Below are 16,571 nucleotides of genomic sequence, written 5' to 3' on the forward strand. Positions count from 1 at the left end.
CCACCTCAACTTGTCAGTCTTTGCATATAGTGTACCCACTCTGCTTGCTGACTGTCACCTCTTTCGACGACTTGACTTCGAATCGCTTGAACGAGACGGAAGCGCTCCTCTAACGGTAAGTGAAGAAACTCTTCCTGGAAACGGGTACACAACATTTTTCCAAACGGCGTATACAACTGATTGATGACGAGTTCGTATACGATTCCACTGCACCATGTCTTCCACGTTGTCGGTTTCATATCGGTTCCCCTCCCTTTGTCTATACCGTATCTTCTGAAACGCGTTTCAGAGCAAGGTCTTTTTTGAAAAAAGTTTATTTCCGAACATTATTTATTGGTAACTTTCATTTTTCAAGTTTTTTACTCAAAACAATTGACGGGAATCAAACATTTTTGTATAGTCATCAAGTTGATAACGTTAATTTATACATTTTTCTCAATTAATGTTCGGAAATAGGCCGAAATAAGGAGTTTTATCGATGAATATTTTTCAATTGAAACAACATGGTACGAATGTTAAACAAGAAGTGACAGCCGGAATCACAACGTTCGTGACGATGGCGTACATCTCTGTCGTCAACCCGGCGATTCTATCTGACGCAGGAATCCCGTTCGCTCAAGCTTTCACAGCGACGATCATTGCCATCCTCATCGGAACAGGCTTAATGGCATTTTATGCGAACTTGCCGATTGCTGTGGCACCCGGGATGGGTCTCAACGCTTTCTTCGCTTACACGCTCGTCGCCCAAGAACAAATCGCACCATCCGCCGCACTCGGCGTCGTCTTCGTCTCGTCCGTCTTCTTTTTAATCTTGTCGCTTTCTCCGATTCGGACAAAACTGATTCAGGCGATCCCGACTTCGTTGAAACATGCGATCACGACCGGAATCGGTCTCTTCATCGCTTCGCTCGGATTGAAGTTATCGGGATTAATCGTCGCAGATGAGGCAAACTTGGTGCGTCTCGGTGACGTATCCTCACCAGAAGTGTTACTCGTACTCGGTGGTTTAATCGTCTCGGCACTTCTCTTCTCGCGCAATGTCCCCGGTTCGTTATTGATCGGGATGGTACTCACTGGAATCGTGGCTTACTTCATGGACATCTTACAAATCAACGGTGTCACGGCAATGCCGACACTTCCAGAAGGACTCATGGTCAACCCGGTAACAGCATTTAGTGATGTCATTCAATATGGATTATTCGGTGCAGTCCTCTCGTTCTTCCTCGTCACATTGTTCGATACGACAGGTACACTTGTCGGTGTCGGGAAACAAGCTGGTCTCTTAAAAGAAGACGGAACGATTGAAAATGGTCACCGTGCACTCTTTGCCGACTCACTTGCCACAATGGGTGGTTCACTCGTCGGGACGAGTCCTTCGACGGCATACATCGAGTCTGCAGCCGGTGTCGCACAAGGTGGACGTACGGGTCTCACAACGGCCGTCGTCACTGGTTTGTTCGGATTGACGCTCTTCTTCAGCCCGCTCATCGGTGCCATCTCTGGCGTTGCGGCGATCACAGCTCCTGCACTTATCATCGTCGGGGCGCTCATGTTGACGAACGTCCGTTATATCGACTGGAGCGACTTTAGCGAATACTTCCCGGCCTTCATGACGATTTTGATCATGCCGCTTTCAGGAAGTATCGAACGTGGGATCGCATTCGGGTTCATCTTGTACCCGATCTTCAAAGCGATGAACAAAGAGACGGTTCACCCGCTCATCTATTTGTTCGGCGCACTCTTCATCTTGGAAATGTTTTTCCTATAATTTAGATAAAAGACCCTCGTCATGTGACGAGGGTCTTTTTCTGTTATACGTAGCGGAATGCTGTTTTATATCAGACTACGGATGAATTATCATTCAGTGAGATGCATTATCAATTAGACAGGATTTTACAAATAAATCAGTTTTCCTCCCCATTTTCCTGTCACTTTCCTACGTATTATGAAATAATGACGGTGAAATCGCTATCATGAGAAGAAAGAAGGAATGGCTATGCCGAATGTAGCTTTATTCGTCACTTGTTTATCAGATACGTTGTTTCCATCCGTCGGACAAGCGACAGTCGAACTGCTCGAACATTTAGGGTGTGAGGTGACCTTCCCTTTTGAACAGACGTGTTGTGGGCAACCTGCTTATAACAGCGGCTATCATGAGGAAACGAAAAAAATCGCTAAACACATGATTGAAACGTTCGAACAAGCAGATGCGGAATATATTGTCGGACCATCGGGGTCATGTGTCATGATGATGCGCGACTATCCGCATTTGTTCCAAGGTGATCCGGTATGGGGTCCTCGGGCAGAGGCACATGCCGCCAAAACGTTTGAGCTGACGCAGTTCATCGTTGATGTGCTCGAAGTCACTGATGTCGGCGCCAAATTCCCCGCCAAAGCGACCTATCATGCGTCTTGTCATATGACCCGCCTTCTCGGAATTGAAGCGGCGCCTGGAAAGTTGCTAGGAAACGTTGATGGCTTGACGATGGTCCCCCTCGCGAACGTACATAACTGTTGCGGGTTCGGAGGGACGTTCTCCGTCAAGATGCCGGACGTGTCGGTGCAGATGGTGGACGAGAAAGTCGAATCGATTTTACAGTCCGGTGCAGACGTTTTGATTGGAGCGGATGCATCGTGTCTGATGAACATCGGCGGACGCCTTCATAAACAGGGACATCCGATTAAAGTGATGCATATTGCCGAAGTCTTGAACGAAGGAGTGAAACAAGCATGAGCATGGGGATTCGGTTAGAGGAGAAGTTTCAGGACCGTCGCAAGGACGGGATTGAGGATGCGTTCATGCGGCAAGCCGTCAGTTCAGCTCAAAACCGGCTACGGGATGGACGGTTGGATGCTGCGGGTGAACTCGGAGACTGGGAAGCGTTCCGTGACCACTCGGAAGAGATTCGTCAACACGTGCTCGAGCATCTCGACTATTACTTGTATCAATTGAGCGAGAATGTCTCAAAACGAGGTGGGAGCGTCTTCTTCGCAGAGACGCCAGAAGAAGCGAACCGTTACATTCGGGAAGTCGTTCGTTCGAAACAAGCCAAACATGTCGTGAAATCAAAATCGATGGTCACAGAAGAGATTGGGTTGAACGAGGCGCTCCAGGAAGAAGGATGTACCGTCGTCGAGTCCGACCTTGGGGAATGGATTTTGCAACTCGACGAAGACCCACCGTCTCATATCGTCGCCCCTGCCCTGCACAAAGACCGCAACGCTGTCCATGAGACGTTCACCGCTCACGGCTATGCCGGTTCAAACGATCCGACTGAACTCGGGCGCTATGCACGAAAAGAACTACGAAAAGACTTTTTAAAGGCAGAAGTCGGTATCACCGGCTGTAATTTTGCCATTGCGGAGAGTGGAGCCGTCGGGCTTGTGACCAATGAAGGGAACGGGCGCATGGTGACGTCACTTCCTGACACGGTCATTTCTGTCATGGGGATGGAACGGGTTGTCCCTTCTTATGAAGAGTTCGAAGTACTCGTCAATATGCTTTGTCGAAGCGCGGTCGGTCAACGCCTCACGTCATACATCACGACATTCGCCGGGACGCGCGCGGTCGGTGAAGTCGATGGTCCTGAAGAATTCCACCTCGTCATCGTCGACAATAAGCGTTCTGGCATTCTCGGTACACAGTTCCAATCGGTCCTGCAATGCATTCGTTGTGCGGCCTGTATCAACGTCTGTCCTGTCTATCGTCACATCGGCGGTCATGCGTACGGTTCAATCTATCCTGGTCCGATTGGTGCCGTCTTAGCCCCACTCCTAGATGGATACGAGAACTATAAAGAACTTCCTTATGCGTCGAGTCTTTGTGGTGCCTGTACAGAGGCATGCCCCGTGAAGATTCCGTTACACGAGCTGTTGATTGAACACCGCCGCGTCATCGTTGAGGAAAAGAAACAATCACCTTTCGTGGAACGAATTGCGATGAAGGGATTTGCCGTCACAGCATCAAGTCCGTTCTTATTCGAAGCAGCGGAACATGTCGCACCGTTTGCGACATCACCGTTCGCCACATCTGGTCAGATTGAAAAAGGACTGCCGGCTTGGACGGACTCGAAAGACTTGCCACAGCCGAACAAACAGACCGTCCGAGATTGGTTCAAGAAACGAGGGAACGCCTGATGAATCCTGGTACAATCACAAACCGTGAAGACTTTTTACAACGCATCGCCAAACAGCTCGGGCGTGAGGTCGACCTCACCCCACCGAAACGCGAATACAAACATCACCCACAAGACGACGTGTTAAAAGATGCGAGCGAAGAAGAGCTACTCGAGACGTTTCGCATGGTCGCGACACGAATCCATACTGATTTGGTGGAATGCGAATCCACGCATCTCGATGATACGCTCCGCCTCTTGATTGAACGTTACGAAGGAACACGGATCCTCGCGGAAAACGATGACCGAATTTCCGCTTGGGCTCCCTCTACGAGTGAGACGTTCGCATGGTGGGATTCGACAAAGCCGGACACGAGCCGAGAGCTCGCCGCACGTGCCGACATCGGCATCACGATCGCGGATGCGGCGTTTGCGGAAAGTGCGACAATCGTCCAATACGCGAAGCCTGGTAATTCACGGACGATCAGTCTATTACCACAAGACCATATTGCGATTATCCCGAAATCTGTCCTTGTCCCACGTATGACGCAAACGGCACAACAGCTTGCCGCACTCGATCGAGATGGTCTCCATTCCCCGAACGGCGTCAATTTCATCTCCGGTCCGTCGAACTCGGCCGACATCGAGATGAACCTCATCGTCGGTGTTCATGGACCTGTCCGGGTTGCCTATGTGTTGGTGCATGATTTATAAACATAGCCCCTCCATCGATGGAGGGGCTATGTTTATCCTGATACCGTGACGCTTCCGTTTGAGCTTGTTAGCTTCACTTCAATGGATCCTTCACCGAACACGCACTCTTTCGACCGTTCTCCGAACACATTGACTTTTCCATTCCGTGACTTCGCCCGAATCGTCACATCTTTCGGACGTTCATCCACGTGCAAGTCAATCTTTCCGTTGTTTGTCTTCAAACGAATCGGTGCTTGAATCGATTGAACGAGGCAGTCAATCCGGCCGTTCGACGTCTTTGCATCAATGGCTCCTGTGACGTGATCAACATCGATTCGACCGTTCGAGGAATGAATGTTGATGCGCTCTAGCTGAGAGTGCTTCGCTTCAACACGACCGTTTGAGGAATGAAGCTCCCAATCGTGACCATGACAGTCTGATGCGAGCACTTTCCCGTTCGATGTGCGAAGTTCGCCATGACGTGCTTGAATGTGATGTGCGATGATTCGCCCATTCTCGCTCTCTACGAGTAAACGTTCCGCTTGAAGATCTTGTACATCACTCGAACCGTGACGATTCTTCAATTGAATTTGATGATAGGCGTGATGAGGTAGCTCGACCCGAAGGACCGGTGCTTTTGACCCAAACCACGAAAACAAATCAGACAGACCGAAACGACGTTCGGATTCAATCCGGATTTCTAACGTGTCCCCGACGATATCCATGACTACCCCATGGTCGGTCTCTGTTTCAAGTGTCGCGTACGCATATCCATCTTGTGATGGTGTCACGAACACCTGCGCATGTTGAACTTGAATGAGGACGCTTTGGAAAGCGACGGTCGAACTTTTGACAACTGCAGGCGGTCGTGTCGACTCCGCTACTTCAAAATCGACAGAAGCAAGTAGTTCCGATGCGAGCACGCTCGGTTCCCCTAACTCGCGCGCCATCTCTTCATCACTTCTTCCTTCTAATCGACCGCTCGTGAAGTACTCAGACACATCTCGTAAAATATCGAGGCGATCTTTCACCTTCACGTTCATCAATAATTGCTCAAGCTCTGACAAGTACTGTTCTTCATTCATCTGTCGTCTCCCCCTCGGATTAAGTCATTGACGCCGTTCGTGAATACATTCCATTCCGTTCGTAACTCAGCCAAATGTGTAAGCCCTTGTTCCGTGATCTGATAGTACTTCCGCGGCGGCCCTTCTCCGGACTCCATTAAATACGTTGTGAAATAGCCCTCTGTCGTCAAGCGACGCAACAACGGATAGACGGCACCTTCTGAAATGGCTACTTTGGCCGAAATCGCTTGGACGAGTTCATAGCCGTAGCGGTCTTGTTCCGCTACAAGCGCCAGCACACAAAGATTGAGTACGCCCTTCTTGAATTGAGGATTCATGATCCCACCCCCTACTATACATAGAACAATAGCACATCAATCACTACTATTCAATAAACAATAGTATTCATTCCCCTGATTTCTTAATATCTAGCTTCTGAAGAGGTGAATCTGTACAATAAAAGAACGACACTCGTAGGATATTTGTCACAGTCGGAATGTTCATCATTCTAGGAAGGAACGGTCTTTATGAAGTCATGGATTGACCAGCGGATCGGAAGACAATTTTTATTCGTCTTCTATTTATTCATCGGACTGATCCTCCTCACATCACTTGCCGTATATGTGTATACGGAAAACCAAATCGAACAGACGACGTCATCGCTCGAGAACATCAGTGAACGGCGCACGAATGCGACCGAATTGTTCGAGACATGGCAGTCGATGCAATATGAAATGCGCGGCTACGTACTCCTCGGAGACGATGCGATGCTAGAGCGCGTACAAGATAAACAAGTTTTGATTGACGAACAGACGACTTGGTTCGAACAGAACGCCGTAACCGATAAGGAAAAAACGTATGCGAGCGATGCCCGTACACTGTTTGTTGCTTATCAAGAACGCGTCATGCCGAGCCTTGAACGTTATGTAGAAGGAAAGCGGAACGGAAGTGTGACCGAACCCTTTTTAAAAATGCCAACGCTCGGGAAGGTAAACCCTCAAAAAGAGCCGCCGGCAGACCGTAAATTTAAAATCAACTCGAAAAGTGCCGCAGATATGAGCGCGAGCATCGTCGATATGGAGAGCGTCTTCACGGAATATCGGAACTCACTGAACGCAGAAGAGGATGCGCTCCGTGCTCAACTTGCGACACATACGAAATGGGCACAAGCTCTCTGGCTCCTCTCCTTGCTCGGAGTCCTATTCATTCTCTTCATCGTCGCTCGCCCTTACGTCAGACGCTTAACGGGTCAACTTCAGGAATTGATTGAAAACAGCAAGCGCCTTGCCGGAGAGAAGCAACCGGTCACGCCGGTCACCGTTCAATCTAAAAACGAAGTCGGTCAACTGACGACCTCATTCCGTCAGATGGCTTCGTCACTCACGACGCAGCGCCATCGAATCGAAGAAGAGCGTGAGAAGACAGCGCGTCTCCTTCACTCCATCCGCGATGCCGTCATCTATGTCGAGCACGCAACAAGCGAAAAAGTGGCCAACCAAGCACTCTTCGTCTTGTTTAACCAACCGATCACAAAGCGAAATGAAGTCGACTTATACAGTTTAGACGCCAGTCTCGAAGAACTTGGACTGCAGGTCGACCAAAAGGATGACTTTTTCGCGTTCATGGAGCGGTCGTTTGACGGACAGTGTAAAGAAGAGAGCGTCACGTTCTCGATGAATCAGGAAGAACGCTTCATTCAAATGTATGCGGAGAAGATTTACTTGAGAGGAACACGCCACGGGACGATGCTCGTCTTCCGTGATGTCACGCATGAGACTGAGGTCGACCGTTTGAAAACCGAACTCGTTTCGACTGTCTCCCATGAACTTCGTACCCCACTCACGAGTATCATCGGATTCACTGAGCTTCTCCGTTTCCGAAAACTTTCAGCCGAACGTTCCGAAAAATATTTAGGGATGATTCATCAAGAGACATTGCGTCTCGAAGATTTGATTTCCAACTTGCTCGATGTTCAACGGATGGAATCAGGACAACAGACGTACCATAACGAATCGGAGCGCCTGTCCGACATCCTGAAACAGGCCATCGCGGTGCATCAAGGAGCAAGCCAACATCATCAAATTTCGTTTGATTGTCAGGAAGATCTTTATGTATATGGAGACCGAACGCGACTTAATCAACTCTTCATGAATCTACTCCATAATGCTGTGAAGTATTCTCCTCATGGTGGAGACATCCATGTCCGTGTCGCATGTGAGCGACCGGATTGGATCGATATTTCGATTGAAGACCATGGAATCGGGATTCCTCAAACCGCACTGTCGAAGTTGTTTGACAAGTTTTATCGTGTCGACAATTCCGCCAGTCGCAAAATCGGAGGCACCGGCCTTGGTCTCGCGATTTGCAAAGAAATCGTAGAAGGTCATGGTGGCACAATCCATGCTACATCGAATATCGGTAAAGGTTCCATTTTCACCGTTAGTCTTCCAAAAATGGATGTATCGAATCAAATGAGTAGCTAAACAACAAGAGGGTGCGATAGCGCACCCTCTTGTTTACTGTACTTTATTCTCTGGACCGAATGATGGATAAAGTGATAGTCCACCATCCGCAAAAATCGTTGTCCCTGTAACATATGACGATTCATCCGACGCGAGCCATGCGGCAACGGCAGCGATTTGTTCCGGTTTCCCGATGACGTGAGATGGGATGAGTGCCTCTAACCCTTTCTTCTCTTCTGGGTCGCTCATCGTCTCTTCGTTGATTGGTGTATCGATTGCCCCTGGTGCGATCGCATTCACACGAATGTGATTCGGTGCATATTCGAGAGCGACTGATTTCGTAAACATTTTTACGCCGCCCTTACTTGCTGCGTAATGTGTATAACCAGGACGTGGAATGACTTCGTGAACAGAAGACATGTTGATGATATTGCCTTCAATTTTGTTCTCAACGAAGTACTTCAAGGCAGCACGGACACCAAGGAACGTTCCGTTCAAGTTGACGTCGATAATCTTCTTCCAATTGTCGAATTCCATCTCATGTGTTTTCGCCTCGACTTGAACGCCGGCGTTATTCACGAAAATATCCATTTTCCCGAACTCAGCAATGGCTTTTTCAATCATCTTCTCCGCGAGTCCTTCTTCCGAGACGTCCCCTTTTACGGCGACGGCTTTCCCACCACCTGCCTCGATGCCACGGATGACTTCTTCCATCTCTTTTTCACTACTACGATAGTTCAGGACGACATTCATCCCTTCTTTCGCATAACGCTCACCGATTGCTCGACCGAGACCTTTCGAGCTTCCCGTGATGACCGCGACTTTTCCTTTTAATTCTGGATAGTTTGCCATGTGAACTCCTCCTTCATCTTCTCGTTTTTACTTCCCACATTCCCCTCCTCATCAAACATGATTGGCTGCATTTTGAATATTTGAAACAAATCAACTATACTGAAACAAACTATTCGTTTTCAGGAACTGCCTGAAAGACGTTTGATCTTATACTCAATGGAGGTGACTCCCCGATTTTTGGGGGAATTGTTGGACAGTCCCATGTTACTCAGCTTACTCATCGTTGCGCTCTTAATCTTTTTGACTGCCTTTTTCGTGGCAGCCGAATTTTCAATTGTGAAAGTGCGTGGCGCTCGACTCGACCAGCTCGTGCTTGAAGGAAACAAGAAAGCGATCAGCGCAAAAAAAGTCATCGAGAATATCGACGACTCCCTTTCTGCATCTCAGTTCGGGATTACACTTTCTGCACTCGGACTCGGCTGGATTGGTGCCGACCAAATCGAAACATATATCCACACATGGGTCGACCAGTTGAACTTATCGCAATCTCTTGTGACATTCTTGTCGTTCCTGATCGCATTCTTACTCATCGCGTTCCTGCATGTCGTCATTGGAGAACTTGTGCCGAAAACACTTGCGGTCCATGAAGCCGAAAAGTTGACGCTCCTTGTCGCACGTCCGCTCTATGTGTTCACGAAAATCTTCTACCCGTTCATTCGTGCCTTGAACAGCATGGCACGTCTCACCCTCCGCTTATTCGGGGTGCAGACAACGGCTCAGGAGACGGCACACTCAGAAGAAGAGCTGAAAATCATCATGACGGAAAGTTTCCGCAGTGGTGAAATCAACGAAAACGAGTTGGCATATGTACAAAACATCTTCTCGTTTGACGAACGAATCGCCAAGGATGCCATGGTTCCACGTATGAACATGGTCACAATCGATGAAGAAGATACGATTGAAGAAATCATTTCAGTTGTCGAAGAGCACCAGTATACGCGTTATCCGGTCACACGAGATGGCGACCGTGACGACGTGCTCGGATTTGTGAATGCAAAACAACTCTTCACTGCTCAACTTTCGAAAAATGACGCACCGTTCGAGTCGTTCATTCATCAATTGCCACTCGTCACCGAGTTCACGCCGCTTCAAGAAGCGATGGTGAAGATGCAAAACGCGCAGACGATGATGTGTTTAGTCATCGATGAGTACGGGGGTACTGCCGGCCTCTTAACGATTGAAGACATCCTAGAAGAAATCGTTGGTGAGATTCGCGACGAGTTCGACCGAGATGAACAAGCAGAAATTACAGAAATTGCGCCGAAACATTACCGTCTCTCTGGACTTGTGTTAACACAAGAACTCGAGGAACGGTTCGGGATCGAAATCGAAGATGATGTCGATACAGTTGGCGGATTTGTCTTATCGCAAAAAGCGAATGCTCGGACGGGCGAACGCTTCCTCTTACCTGGCGACCATGAATTGATTGTCAGTGAAGTCGATAACCACCGAATCGTCTTTGTCGACCTGATTTTAGCTTCACATGAAGAGGAAGAGCCTCTCTCAGAATAAGGTTTCTGTCAAACCCTTCTCCTTGATTTGGAGAAGGGTTTTTCATGTGTGAACCGAACTGTCGCTATATTTTCGCCTCTTGCCGTGATATACTGCACATATGTTGCTTATTTGAGTGTCACGCACTCAATGACACAACATCACCGAAACATGGCGAGATGTTCGGTTTAAACAGAAAGAAATAGAAAGAAGGTTACGCATGGAACGCAAACTATTTTTGATTGACGGTAACTCCATGCTGGCCAGTGCTTACTATGGTGCCGCCGCGAGCCGAACAAAAAAAGGACGCGAGGTATCCAAAAACGATCGGAGTGCCGTCATCGGAATGACCGGCCTCATCCGGACGATTCTACGCAGACATCGTCCGACTCACTTTGTCGTCGTCTGGGACGTCTCACGTGAAACATTATGGCGTCGAGAACTCTACCCGGGCTATAAACGCCGCAGACGTCAAACACCGCCTGAATTAAAAGCACAGATGGAACTCATGCGCCAACTGCTTGAGGATAGTGGAATTCCACAATTCCAAGTAGAAGGTTATGAAGGGGAAGATTTAATCGCCCACATCGCACGTAAATTCAGTTGCAGTGCACCTGTGGTCATCATGACAAAAGACAAAGACTTGTTACAGCTTGTCAGTCCACGAATCACCGTTTGGTTGCAAACACAGGAGCTTCAGCAAATGCAGGCTCGCTGTGACATTCGTGATAACCGTCCGTTACCGCTCAAACGTCATTTAGAAATTCGACCAGAAGAGATTGCGGCGTTATACGAAGGGTTGAAACCGAAACAGCTGTCAGCCGTTAAAGCGTTGACGGGAGACCGTTCAGACGGAATTCCACCCGTTGCGGGACTTGACGAAAACCAATCGGTCCAATTGATCAAACGATTCGGTTCGCTCGATAAGCTGTATTCTGCCTTGAGTATCAAAGGTGATAAGCGACAACAAGTAAATGAAACGATCGCGGCACTGACGTCAGAGGAGGTGCCCCGTAACTTGAGACGAACACGCAAAAAAGCAGAGCGCAACATGGAGCTCGTTCGTCTTGATGTCACGGTGCCGGCACTTGACCATTTGAAGTTGGCTCATCTCGAGCTCAGCCTCAACCCGAAGCGAGTCGAGCAAGCGTATCAAAAACGCGGACTTCGTCTCTCCTTCAATGCAGGTCAGAAGAAAACATCCGCACGTTAAAAAGAACGGCCGCTCATGCGCCCGTTCTTTTTATATGCACAGTAATTCCATCTTCATCCGTCAACGTCCATTCAGACGATGTTCCACCTAACGCCTGGTTTGTCTCTTCGTTGACAAGAAGTGTCCACGCTTCGAGTCCGGCTTCGACCCCTAGAGCTTCACTCGGACGTGCCCACACGTTCGTGCCGATGTGATGATGATACCCGTCTGCCGCTAAGAACAGTGCCCCCGGATAAGAATCCGTCGTAACAGAAAATCCGAGTCGGTCATGGTAGAAGCGTTTCGCTGCTTCGATTGACCGGACTTTAAAGTGCACATGTCCCATCGTCGTGCCAATCGGTAACCCTGCGAATGGTCGATTCACTGCAGCTTGAAGCATCGATTCATAGTCGACCGGTTCAGTCGCCATCTTCACATGCCCGTTCGTTTCATAGCTCCATTGTTCTTTCGGACGATCGGCATATAGCTCGATCCCGTTCCCTTCTGGGTCACTCAAGTAGAACGCTTCACTCACTAAATGGTCGCCTTGTCCGACTTCGATGCGTTGTTCGATGAGGTGCGCCAAGATGCTTCCTAACTCTACACGATCTGGCAATAAAATCGCTAAATGAAACAACCCTGCCGCCCGCGGATTCGTCTTCGCCTGTGGAACATGGTGCAAGATGACGAGCGGACGCTCTTTCGTACCAAGCGTGGCAAGCTCTTCGGTTTCTTCAAGGACACTCATCCCAATCACGTCTACATAAAATTGTTTCATCTGTTCGATGTCACGGACGCGTAGCGTCACCGGTCCTAGTTCAATATTTTCGATTTTCATATACAATCACCTCACCTTCACTATACCCGCTCGGTTCACATTGCAGAAGTAGGCACAAAAAGGTGGTATAGTTACTTCAACGATACTAATGGAAAGGAAGAACGATGTGACCAAGATAACAAGCTGCGAAGTCGATACGGCACTCGAACTGATTACAGGAAAATGGAAGCACTCCATCCTCCTCGTCCTGATCAATGGGGATACGTTACGTTTCAGTGAGTTGAAACGAGCGTTACCAAAGATCAGCCAAAAGATATTGACCGCGCAACTCCGCGACTTAGAAGAACAAGATATCGTCATCCGAACCGTCTATCCAGAAGTCCCTCCCCGTGTCGATTATCGCTTAAGCGAGTATGGGAAAACACTGATCCCGATTCTCGAAGCGATGAACGAATGGGGAATGCGTCACGCCGAACGGATGCGCTCCAACTAGTTGTCCACATGTGGATAACCGCTTTAACCGATTTCATTTATCACTTATCCACAGGAGGTCGTCATGATTCGTTATCCACAGTTCACCGGTCATCAAATCGGTGTCACTGCTCCCTCATCAGGTATACCAACAGAATTACACCATTTATTGCATCAAGCGGAACATAAGTTTTCCAATCGAGGGTTCACGTTGCAATTCACCCCGAATGCGTGGAAACAACGATTTGGAAAATCTGCGCCAGCTCGGGTGCGTGCACATGAACTGACATCCCTACTTCAAGATGACAATGTCGACTTGATTATTCCGCCCTGGGGTGGGGAGCTCTTAATGGAGATCCTCGATCAAATTGATTGGCAATCCTTACCCGCGAAATGGATGCTCGGTTATTCGGATACGAGTTTGTTACTCTTCGTCTATACATTAAAAACCGGAATCGCCTCGGCCCATGGTCCGAACCTGGTCGATTGCTCGGCGGATGTCTTGACGTGCTCTTACATACAATCGGGACACCGTATGGAGACGTTAAGACGTTCCAACACGAGCACCTGAATGATGAACCGATTCTTTGGTATTTTGAGAACGCCGAGATGAACGTTCCGGCATTAAAAAGGACCCTTCTTCAAATGAAGTGGGCCGGTTGGTTCAATCATACGTCTGGTATTCTGTTCGGACGAAGTGATGCACCATCTGTACATCAAGACTATACGGTCGAGATGATATATGAGGAGCTTCACCACATGCTAGAGGTTCCAATCTTTTACGATATCGATTGTGGACACGTTCCGCCTCAAATGACGCTCGTCAATGGCGCCCACGCCTCTGTCCAAGTCGAGCATGGTCAGGGTACATTGATTCAAACGTTCAAGGGCTGATGCGTCAGCCCTTGATTTGTTGTAGTAATAATTCTAGACGTTTGCGAAACAGACCTTGTGGGAATTCTGCTACTTTTTCTTTAATGACCGGTACCCAGTCGTCTCCGCATCCGTTGAGTGTTCCCCTTAATAACCCCTCGTAGTAAATTGCGATATCGACTAAACTATGTGTTTTCCACTCGTCTCGATTTTCCCATAGTGCCAATAAACACTCTCTTCCTTTTTCCGATTCCCCTCGAAAAGCGTAGTACACACCTTTCGCCATCGAAATCGCTGCAATAAATGGTTCGACATCTGTCGTGAGAGATTCCATCAATTTGATGTTCTTTCCTAATAGTTTGACATGTCGATATTCCATCGCATAGAGCGCTTCAGAAAGTGCCACTTTGATTTCAGCCAAACGATCTTCCGTGAATTGAATATATTGCTTCGCCTTTTGTAACGACTCATGAATTTTCTTCTCATCGTTCAAATAGAGCGCGCAAATCGAAATGGTGCGATACACGTCGTCCGCACGGTAGTAGATTCTTGTCCGTTTCATATACTCGAGCACGTCTTCAAGCTGTTGAATCGAATCGTCCAAATCCTCATCACAAAGAAGGTTTTTAAAGACAATCAACATGACATACTCAGTTCTCGTTTTCGTTTTCATGTATTTCGCATCAAGAAGTTCGATCGCATCAATCCGTTCAAGCGATTCTTCATATCGATTCCACATCAATAAATAATAAGCCTGGCTGATTCGTCCCATTGCCAATTCATCAGATTCACCGAGCTTCTCAAAAATTTCAATGGCACGGTCGTAGTAGGTCAATACCTTCTCACTTTCTCCTTCTTGAAAGTACGTATCCCCATACAACATGTATGCTTTACCTTGCCACACGGAGTTCATTTCTTCTTTTAAGTATGGGGAAAGCATCTGTCGTATTTCTTGATCTGAACGCGAAATGATTGTCAATTCTTCATATTCTAACTGTTCGACCAACGTCTGTAGTTCAGCTTCTTTCGGGTCAGTCAATAACTGTTGCATCGAGACATCTAACCGACTTGCGAGTTCTCGTAAGCTACGCATCGATGCTTCCGCTTTCCCATTTTCAATCATACTGAGCATCGATTTCGTGACAATTCCTTCCGCCAACTGCGTTTGGGTCATTTTTTTCTGTTTTCGTAACTCTTTAATTCGTTCACCAATCATATGCCACCTCTATAAGTTAAATTATATTGAACTTTATGTTTACATTTCACTCGATTACCTTTATGATAATGTTAAATCACATTTAACTAATTTGCAAAGGAGTGTTCTCTATGAAATTCTTTTCTTCCAATTTATCGATTTTATTACTCGGTAAATTCATGTCACTGTTCGCATCCAACTTATTTACGTTCGTAGCAGGATTAACGGTGTTGACGACGACTGGATCTGGATTACAATTCGCATTTGTTTTACTGGCAGGCACATTGCCACGCGTTCTTTTGTCACCATTTGCCGGCGCTTATGCGGACAAACTTGACCGAAAACGAGTCATCATCAAGATGGAGTCTTTGAATGGAGGACTGTTTTTACTCGCAGGGATTGCAAGTTTGCTTTGGACGTTCGAAGCACCTGCCTTTTATGTCATCACATTCTTCCTATCCATCGTCTCTACCTTCTTATCGGTCACGCTATCGAGTTCGATCCCACTTCTATTCGAAGAGGAAGAGCTTCAACGTGCCAACTCCCTCATTCAGAGCATCATCTCCATCTCAAGTATCGGCACTCCGCTTCTTGCCGGAGCACTGTTTAAACTCATACCGATTTCAGCTTTTTTATTCAGTTCAGCCCTATTCTTCATGATTGCCGCCTTGCTTGCTTCTCGACTCACATTTCATCAGAAAGAGATTGCTCCAACCGAACAATCCACCTGGGAAGATGTACGGTCTGGTCTCTCTTATTTGAAGCAGCAACGAGTTTTATGGACAGTCGCCGTTCTAGCTGCCTTCTTGAACTTCTTTTTCGTCGCGACAGAAGTGTTGTTCCCGATAGCCGCTTTACAAGAGGTCGGCGTGTCTCCGTTTCAGTTTGGACTACTTGAAAGCATGGTTGCCATTGGATTCTTAATCGCTTCTTTACTTCACGCCTTGCCACTATTCAAAATCAAACATCGCCTGTCGACCATGCGATCTGCACTGACCATACTCAGTGTTCTATTTGTCGGCCCTGCCATTCCATTATATTTGAACTTCAACGTCCTCACTTCGATTTTCTTTTTCGCAATGTTCGCCTTATTGAGTGGTTTCTTTATCGTACGTGTCAACGTTCCGATTCAATTGCTTTTACAAACGAATACGGATCCGAATTATTTAGGTCGCGTGATCGGGGTACTCGAGTCACTTGCGATGGGTATCACGCCAATCGGTTTTATTCTATTCGGGGTATTGAGTGATCTTGTACCAGTCGCACATCTATACACTGCATGTATGATTGGCCTACTCCTATGTACCTTCACGCTCACATATCGGATTCGCCATGACATCCAAGCGGAACGAGCAGCTCAGTCAATTGAACAAGCGTCTTAACAA

At 47.7% G+C, this 16,571-nt stretch carries 15 protein-coding genes and 1 pseudogene; 10 read left to right on the top strand and 6 right to left on the bottom strand.

Annotation, left to right across the window (positions count from 1 at the left end):
* Positions 1-5: 5 nt before the first annotated feature.
* Positions 6-239 (bottom strand): hypothetical protein, encoded by a 234-nt coding sequence (locus PQI28_RS03935; protein ID WP_214876283.1) that lies wholly within the window; start codon positions 237-239, stop codon positions 6-8.
* A 245-nt stretch (positions 240-484) separates the two neighbouring features.
* Here PQI28_RS03935 and PQI28_RS03940 point away from each other — a divergent pair, with 245 nt between their 5' ends.
* The 4 genes from PQI28_RS03940 to PQI28_RS03955 all read left to right on the top strand — a co-directional run bounded on the left by PQI28_RS03940 (position 485) and on the right by PQI28_RS03955 (position 4,829).
* Positions 485-1,768 (top strand): NCS2 family permease, encoded by a 1,284-nt coding sequence (locus tag PQI28_RS03940; protein ID WP_339962644.1) that lies wholly within the window; start codon positions 485-487, stop codon positions 1,766-1,768.
* A 228-nt stretch (positions 1,769-1,996) separates the two neighbouring features.
* Entirely contained in the window at positions 1,997-2,734 is a 738-nt protein-coding gene (locus PQI28_RS03945; RefSeq protein WP_214876281.1) for a (Fe-S)-binding protein, read from the top strand.
* 2 nt (positions 2,735-2,736) lie between these two features.
* Entirely contained in the window at positions 2,737-4,137 is a 1,401-nt protein-coding gene (locus tag PQI28_RS03950) for a LutB/LldF family L-lactate oxidation iron-sulfur protein (protein WP_445236744.1), read from the top strand.
* Positions 4,137-4,829, top strand: coding sequence for a LutC/YkgG family protein (locus PQI28_RS03955; protein WP_339962577.1), 693 nt, complete (start codon positions 4,137-4,139; stop codon positions 4,827-4,829). The genes PQI28_RS03950 and PQI28_RS03955 overlap by 1 nt, the downstream gene beginning before the upstream one ends.
* A gap of 32 nt (positions 4,830-4,861) precedes the next feature.
* On the opposite strand, the gene PQI28_RS03960 is transcribed toward PQI28_RS03955, so the two are convergent.
* Positions 4,862-5,893, bottom strand: a complete 1,032-nt coding sequence (locus tag PQI28_RS03960; RefSeq protein ID WP_339962578.1) for a DUF4097 family beta strand repeat-containing protein — start codon at positions 5,891-5,893, stop codon at positions 4,862-4,864.
* Positions 5,890-6,210 carry a PadR family transcriptional regulator gene (locus PQI28_RS03965; protein WP_214746862.1) on the bottom strand — a complete coding sequence of 107 codons (321 nt, stop codon included), beginning with the start codon at positions 6,208-6,210 and terminating at the stop codon, positions 5,890-5,892. Before PQI28_RS03965 ends, PQI28_RS03960 begins: the two co-directional genes overlap by 4 nt.
* A 189-nt stretch (positions 6,211-6,399) precedes the next feature.
* Here PQI28_RS03965 and PQI28_RS03970 point away from each other — a divergent pair, with 189 nt between their 5' ends.
* Positions 6,400-8,355, top strand: a complete 1,956-nt coding sequence (locus PQI28_RS03970) for an ATP-binding protein (protein WP_339962579.1) — start codon at positions 6,400-6,402, stop codon at positions 8,353-8,355.
* Positions 8,356-8,388: 33 nt separating this feature from the next.
* Here PQI28_RS03970 and PQI28_RS03975 read toward each other — a convergent pair whose 3' ends face one another.
* Positions 8,389-9,186 (bottom strand): glucose 1-dehydrogenase, encoded by a 798-nt coding sequence (locus tag PQI28_RS03975; RefSeq protein WP_214695826.1) that lies wholly within the window; start codon positions 9,184-9,186, stop codon positions 8,389-8,391.
* A gap of 189 nt (positions 9,187-9,375) precedes the next feature.
* On the opposite strand from PQI28_RS03975, the gene PQI28_RS03980 reads away from it, so the two are divergent.
* Both PQI28_RS03980 and PQI28_RS03985 read left to right on the top strand, forming a co-directional pair.
* A complete protein-coding gene (locus PQI28_RS03980) occupies positions 9,376-10,698 on the top strand; it encodes a hemolysin family protein (RefSeq protein WP_339962580.1) in 1,323 nt (440 codons plus the stop codon).
* Between the two features lie 199 nt (positions 10,699-10,897).
* The gene (locus PQI28_RS03985; RefSeq protein WP_074034157.1) at positions 10,898-11,890 is read left to right on the top strand and encodes a 5'-3' exonuclease; all 993 of its coding nucleotides are present in this window, start codon (positions 10,898-10,900) and stop codon (positions 11,888-11,890) included.
* Between the two features lie 13 nt (positions 11,891-11,903).
* On the opposite strand, the gene PQI28_RS03990 is transcribed toward PQI28_RS03985, so the two are convergent.
* Positions 11,904-12,707, bottom strand: coding sequence for a VOC family protein (locus PQI28_RS03990; RefSeq protein ID WP_339962581.1), 804 nt, complete (start codon positions 12,705-12,707; stop codon positions 11,904-11,906).
* Between the two features lie 106 nt (positions 12,708-12,813).
* Here PQI28_RS03990 and PQI28_RS03995 point away from each other — a divergent pair, with 106 nt between their 5' ends.
* Both PQI28_RS03995 and PQI28_RS04000 read left to right on the top strand, forming a co-directional pair.
* The gene (locus PQI28_RS03995) at positions 12,814-13,140 is read left to right on the top strand and encodes a winged helix-turn-helix transcriptional regulator (protein ID WP_214790236.1); all 327 of its coding nucleotides are present in this window, start codon (positions 12,814-12,816) and stop codon (positions 13,138-13,140) included.
* 63 nt (positions 13,141-13,203) lie between these two features.
* Positions 13,204-14,012, top strand: a pseudogene (locus PQI28_RS04000) (S66 family peptidase).
* Between the two features lie 4 nt (positions 14,013-14,016).
* Here PQI28_RS04000 and PQI28_RS04005 read toward each other — a convergent pair.
* On the bottom strand, positions 14,017-15,207 hold the full coding sequence (locus tag PQI28_RS04005; RefSeq protein ID WP_339962582.1) for a helix-turn-helix domain-containing protein: 1,191 nt from the start codon (positions 15,205-15,207) through the stop codon (positions 14,017-14,019).
* Positions 15,208-15,317: 110 nt separating this feature from the next.
* On the opposite strand from PQI28_RS04005, the gene PQI28_RS04010 reads away from it, so the two are divergent.
* Complete coding sequence (locus PQI28_RS04010) at positions 15,318-16,568, top strand: MFS transporter (RefSeq protein ID WP_339962583.1); 1,251 nt, start codon at positions 15,318-15,320, stop codon at positions 16,566-16,568.
* Positions 16,569-16,571: the final 3 nt, after the last annotated feature.

This window comes from Exiguobacterium sp. USCH10 (assembly GCF_037619445.1).
GTDB lineage: Bacteria > Bacillota > Bacilli > Exiguobacteriales > Exiguobacteriaceae > Exiguobacterium > Exiguobacterium aestuarii_A.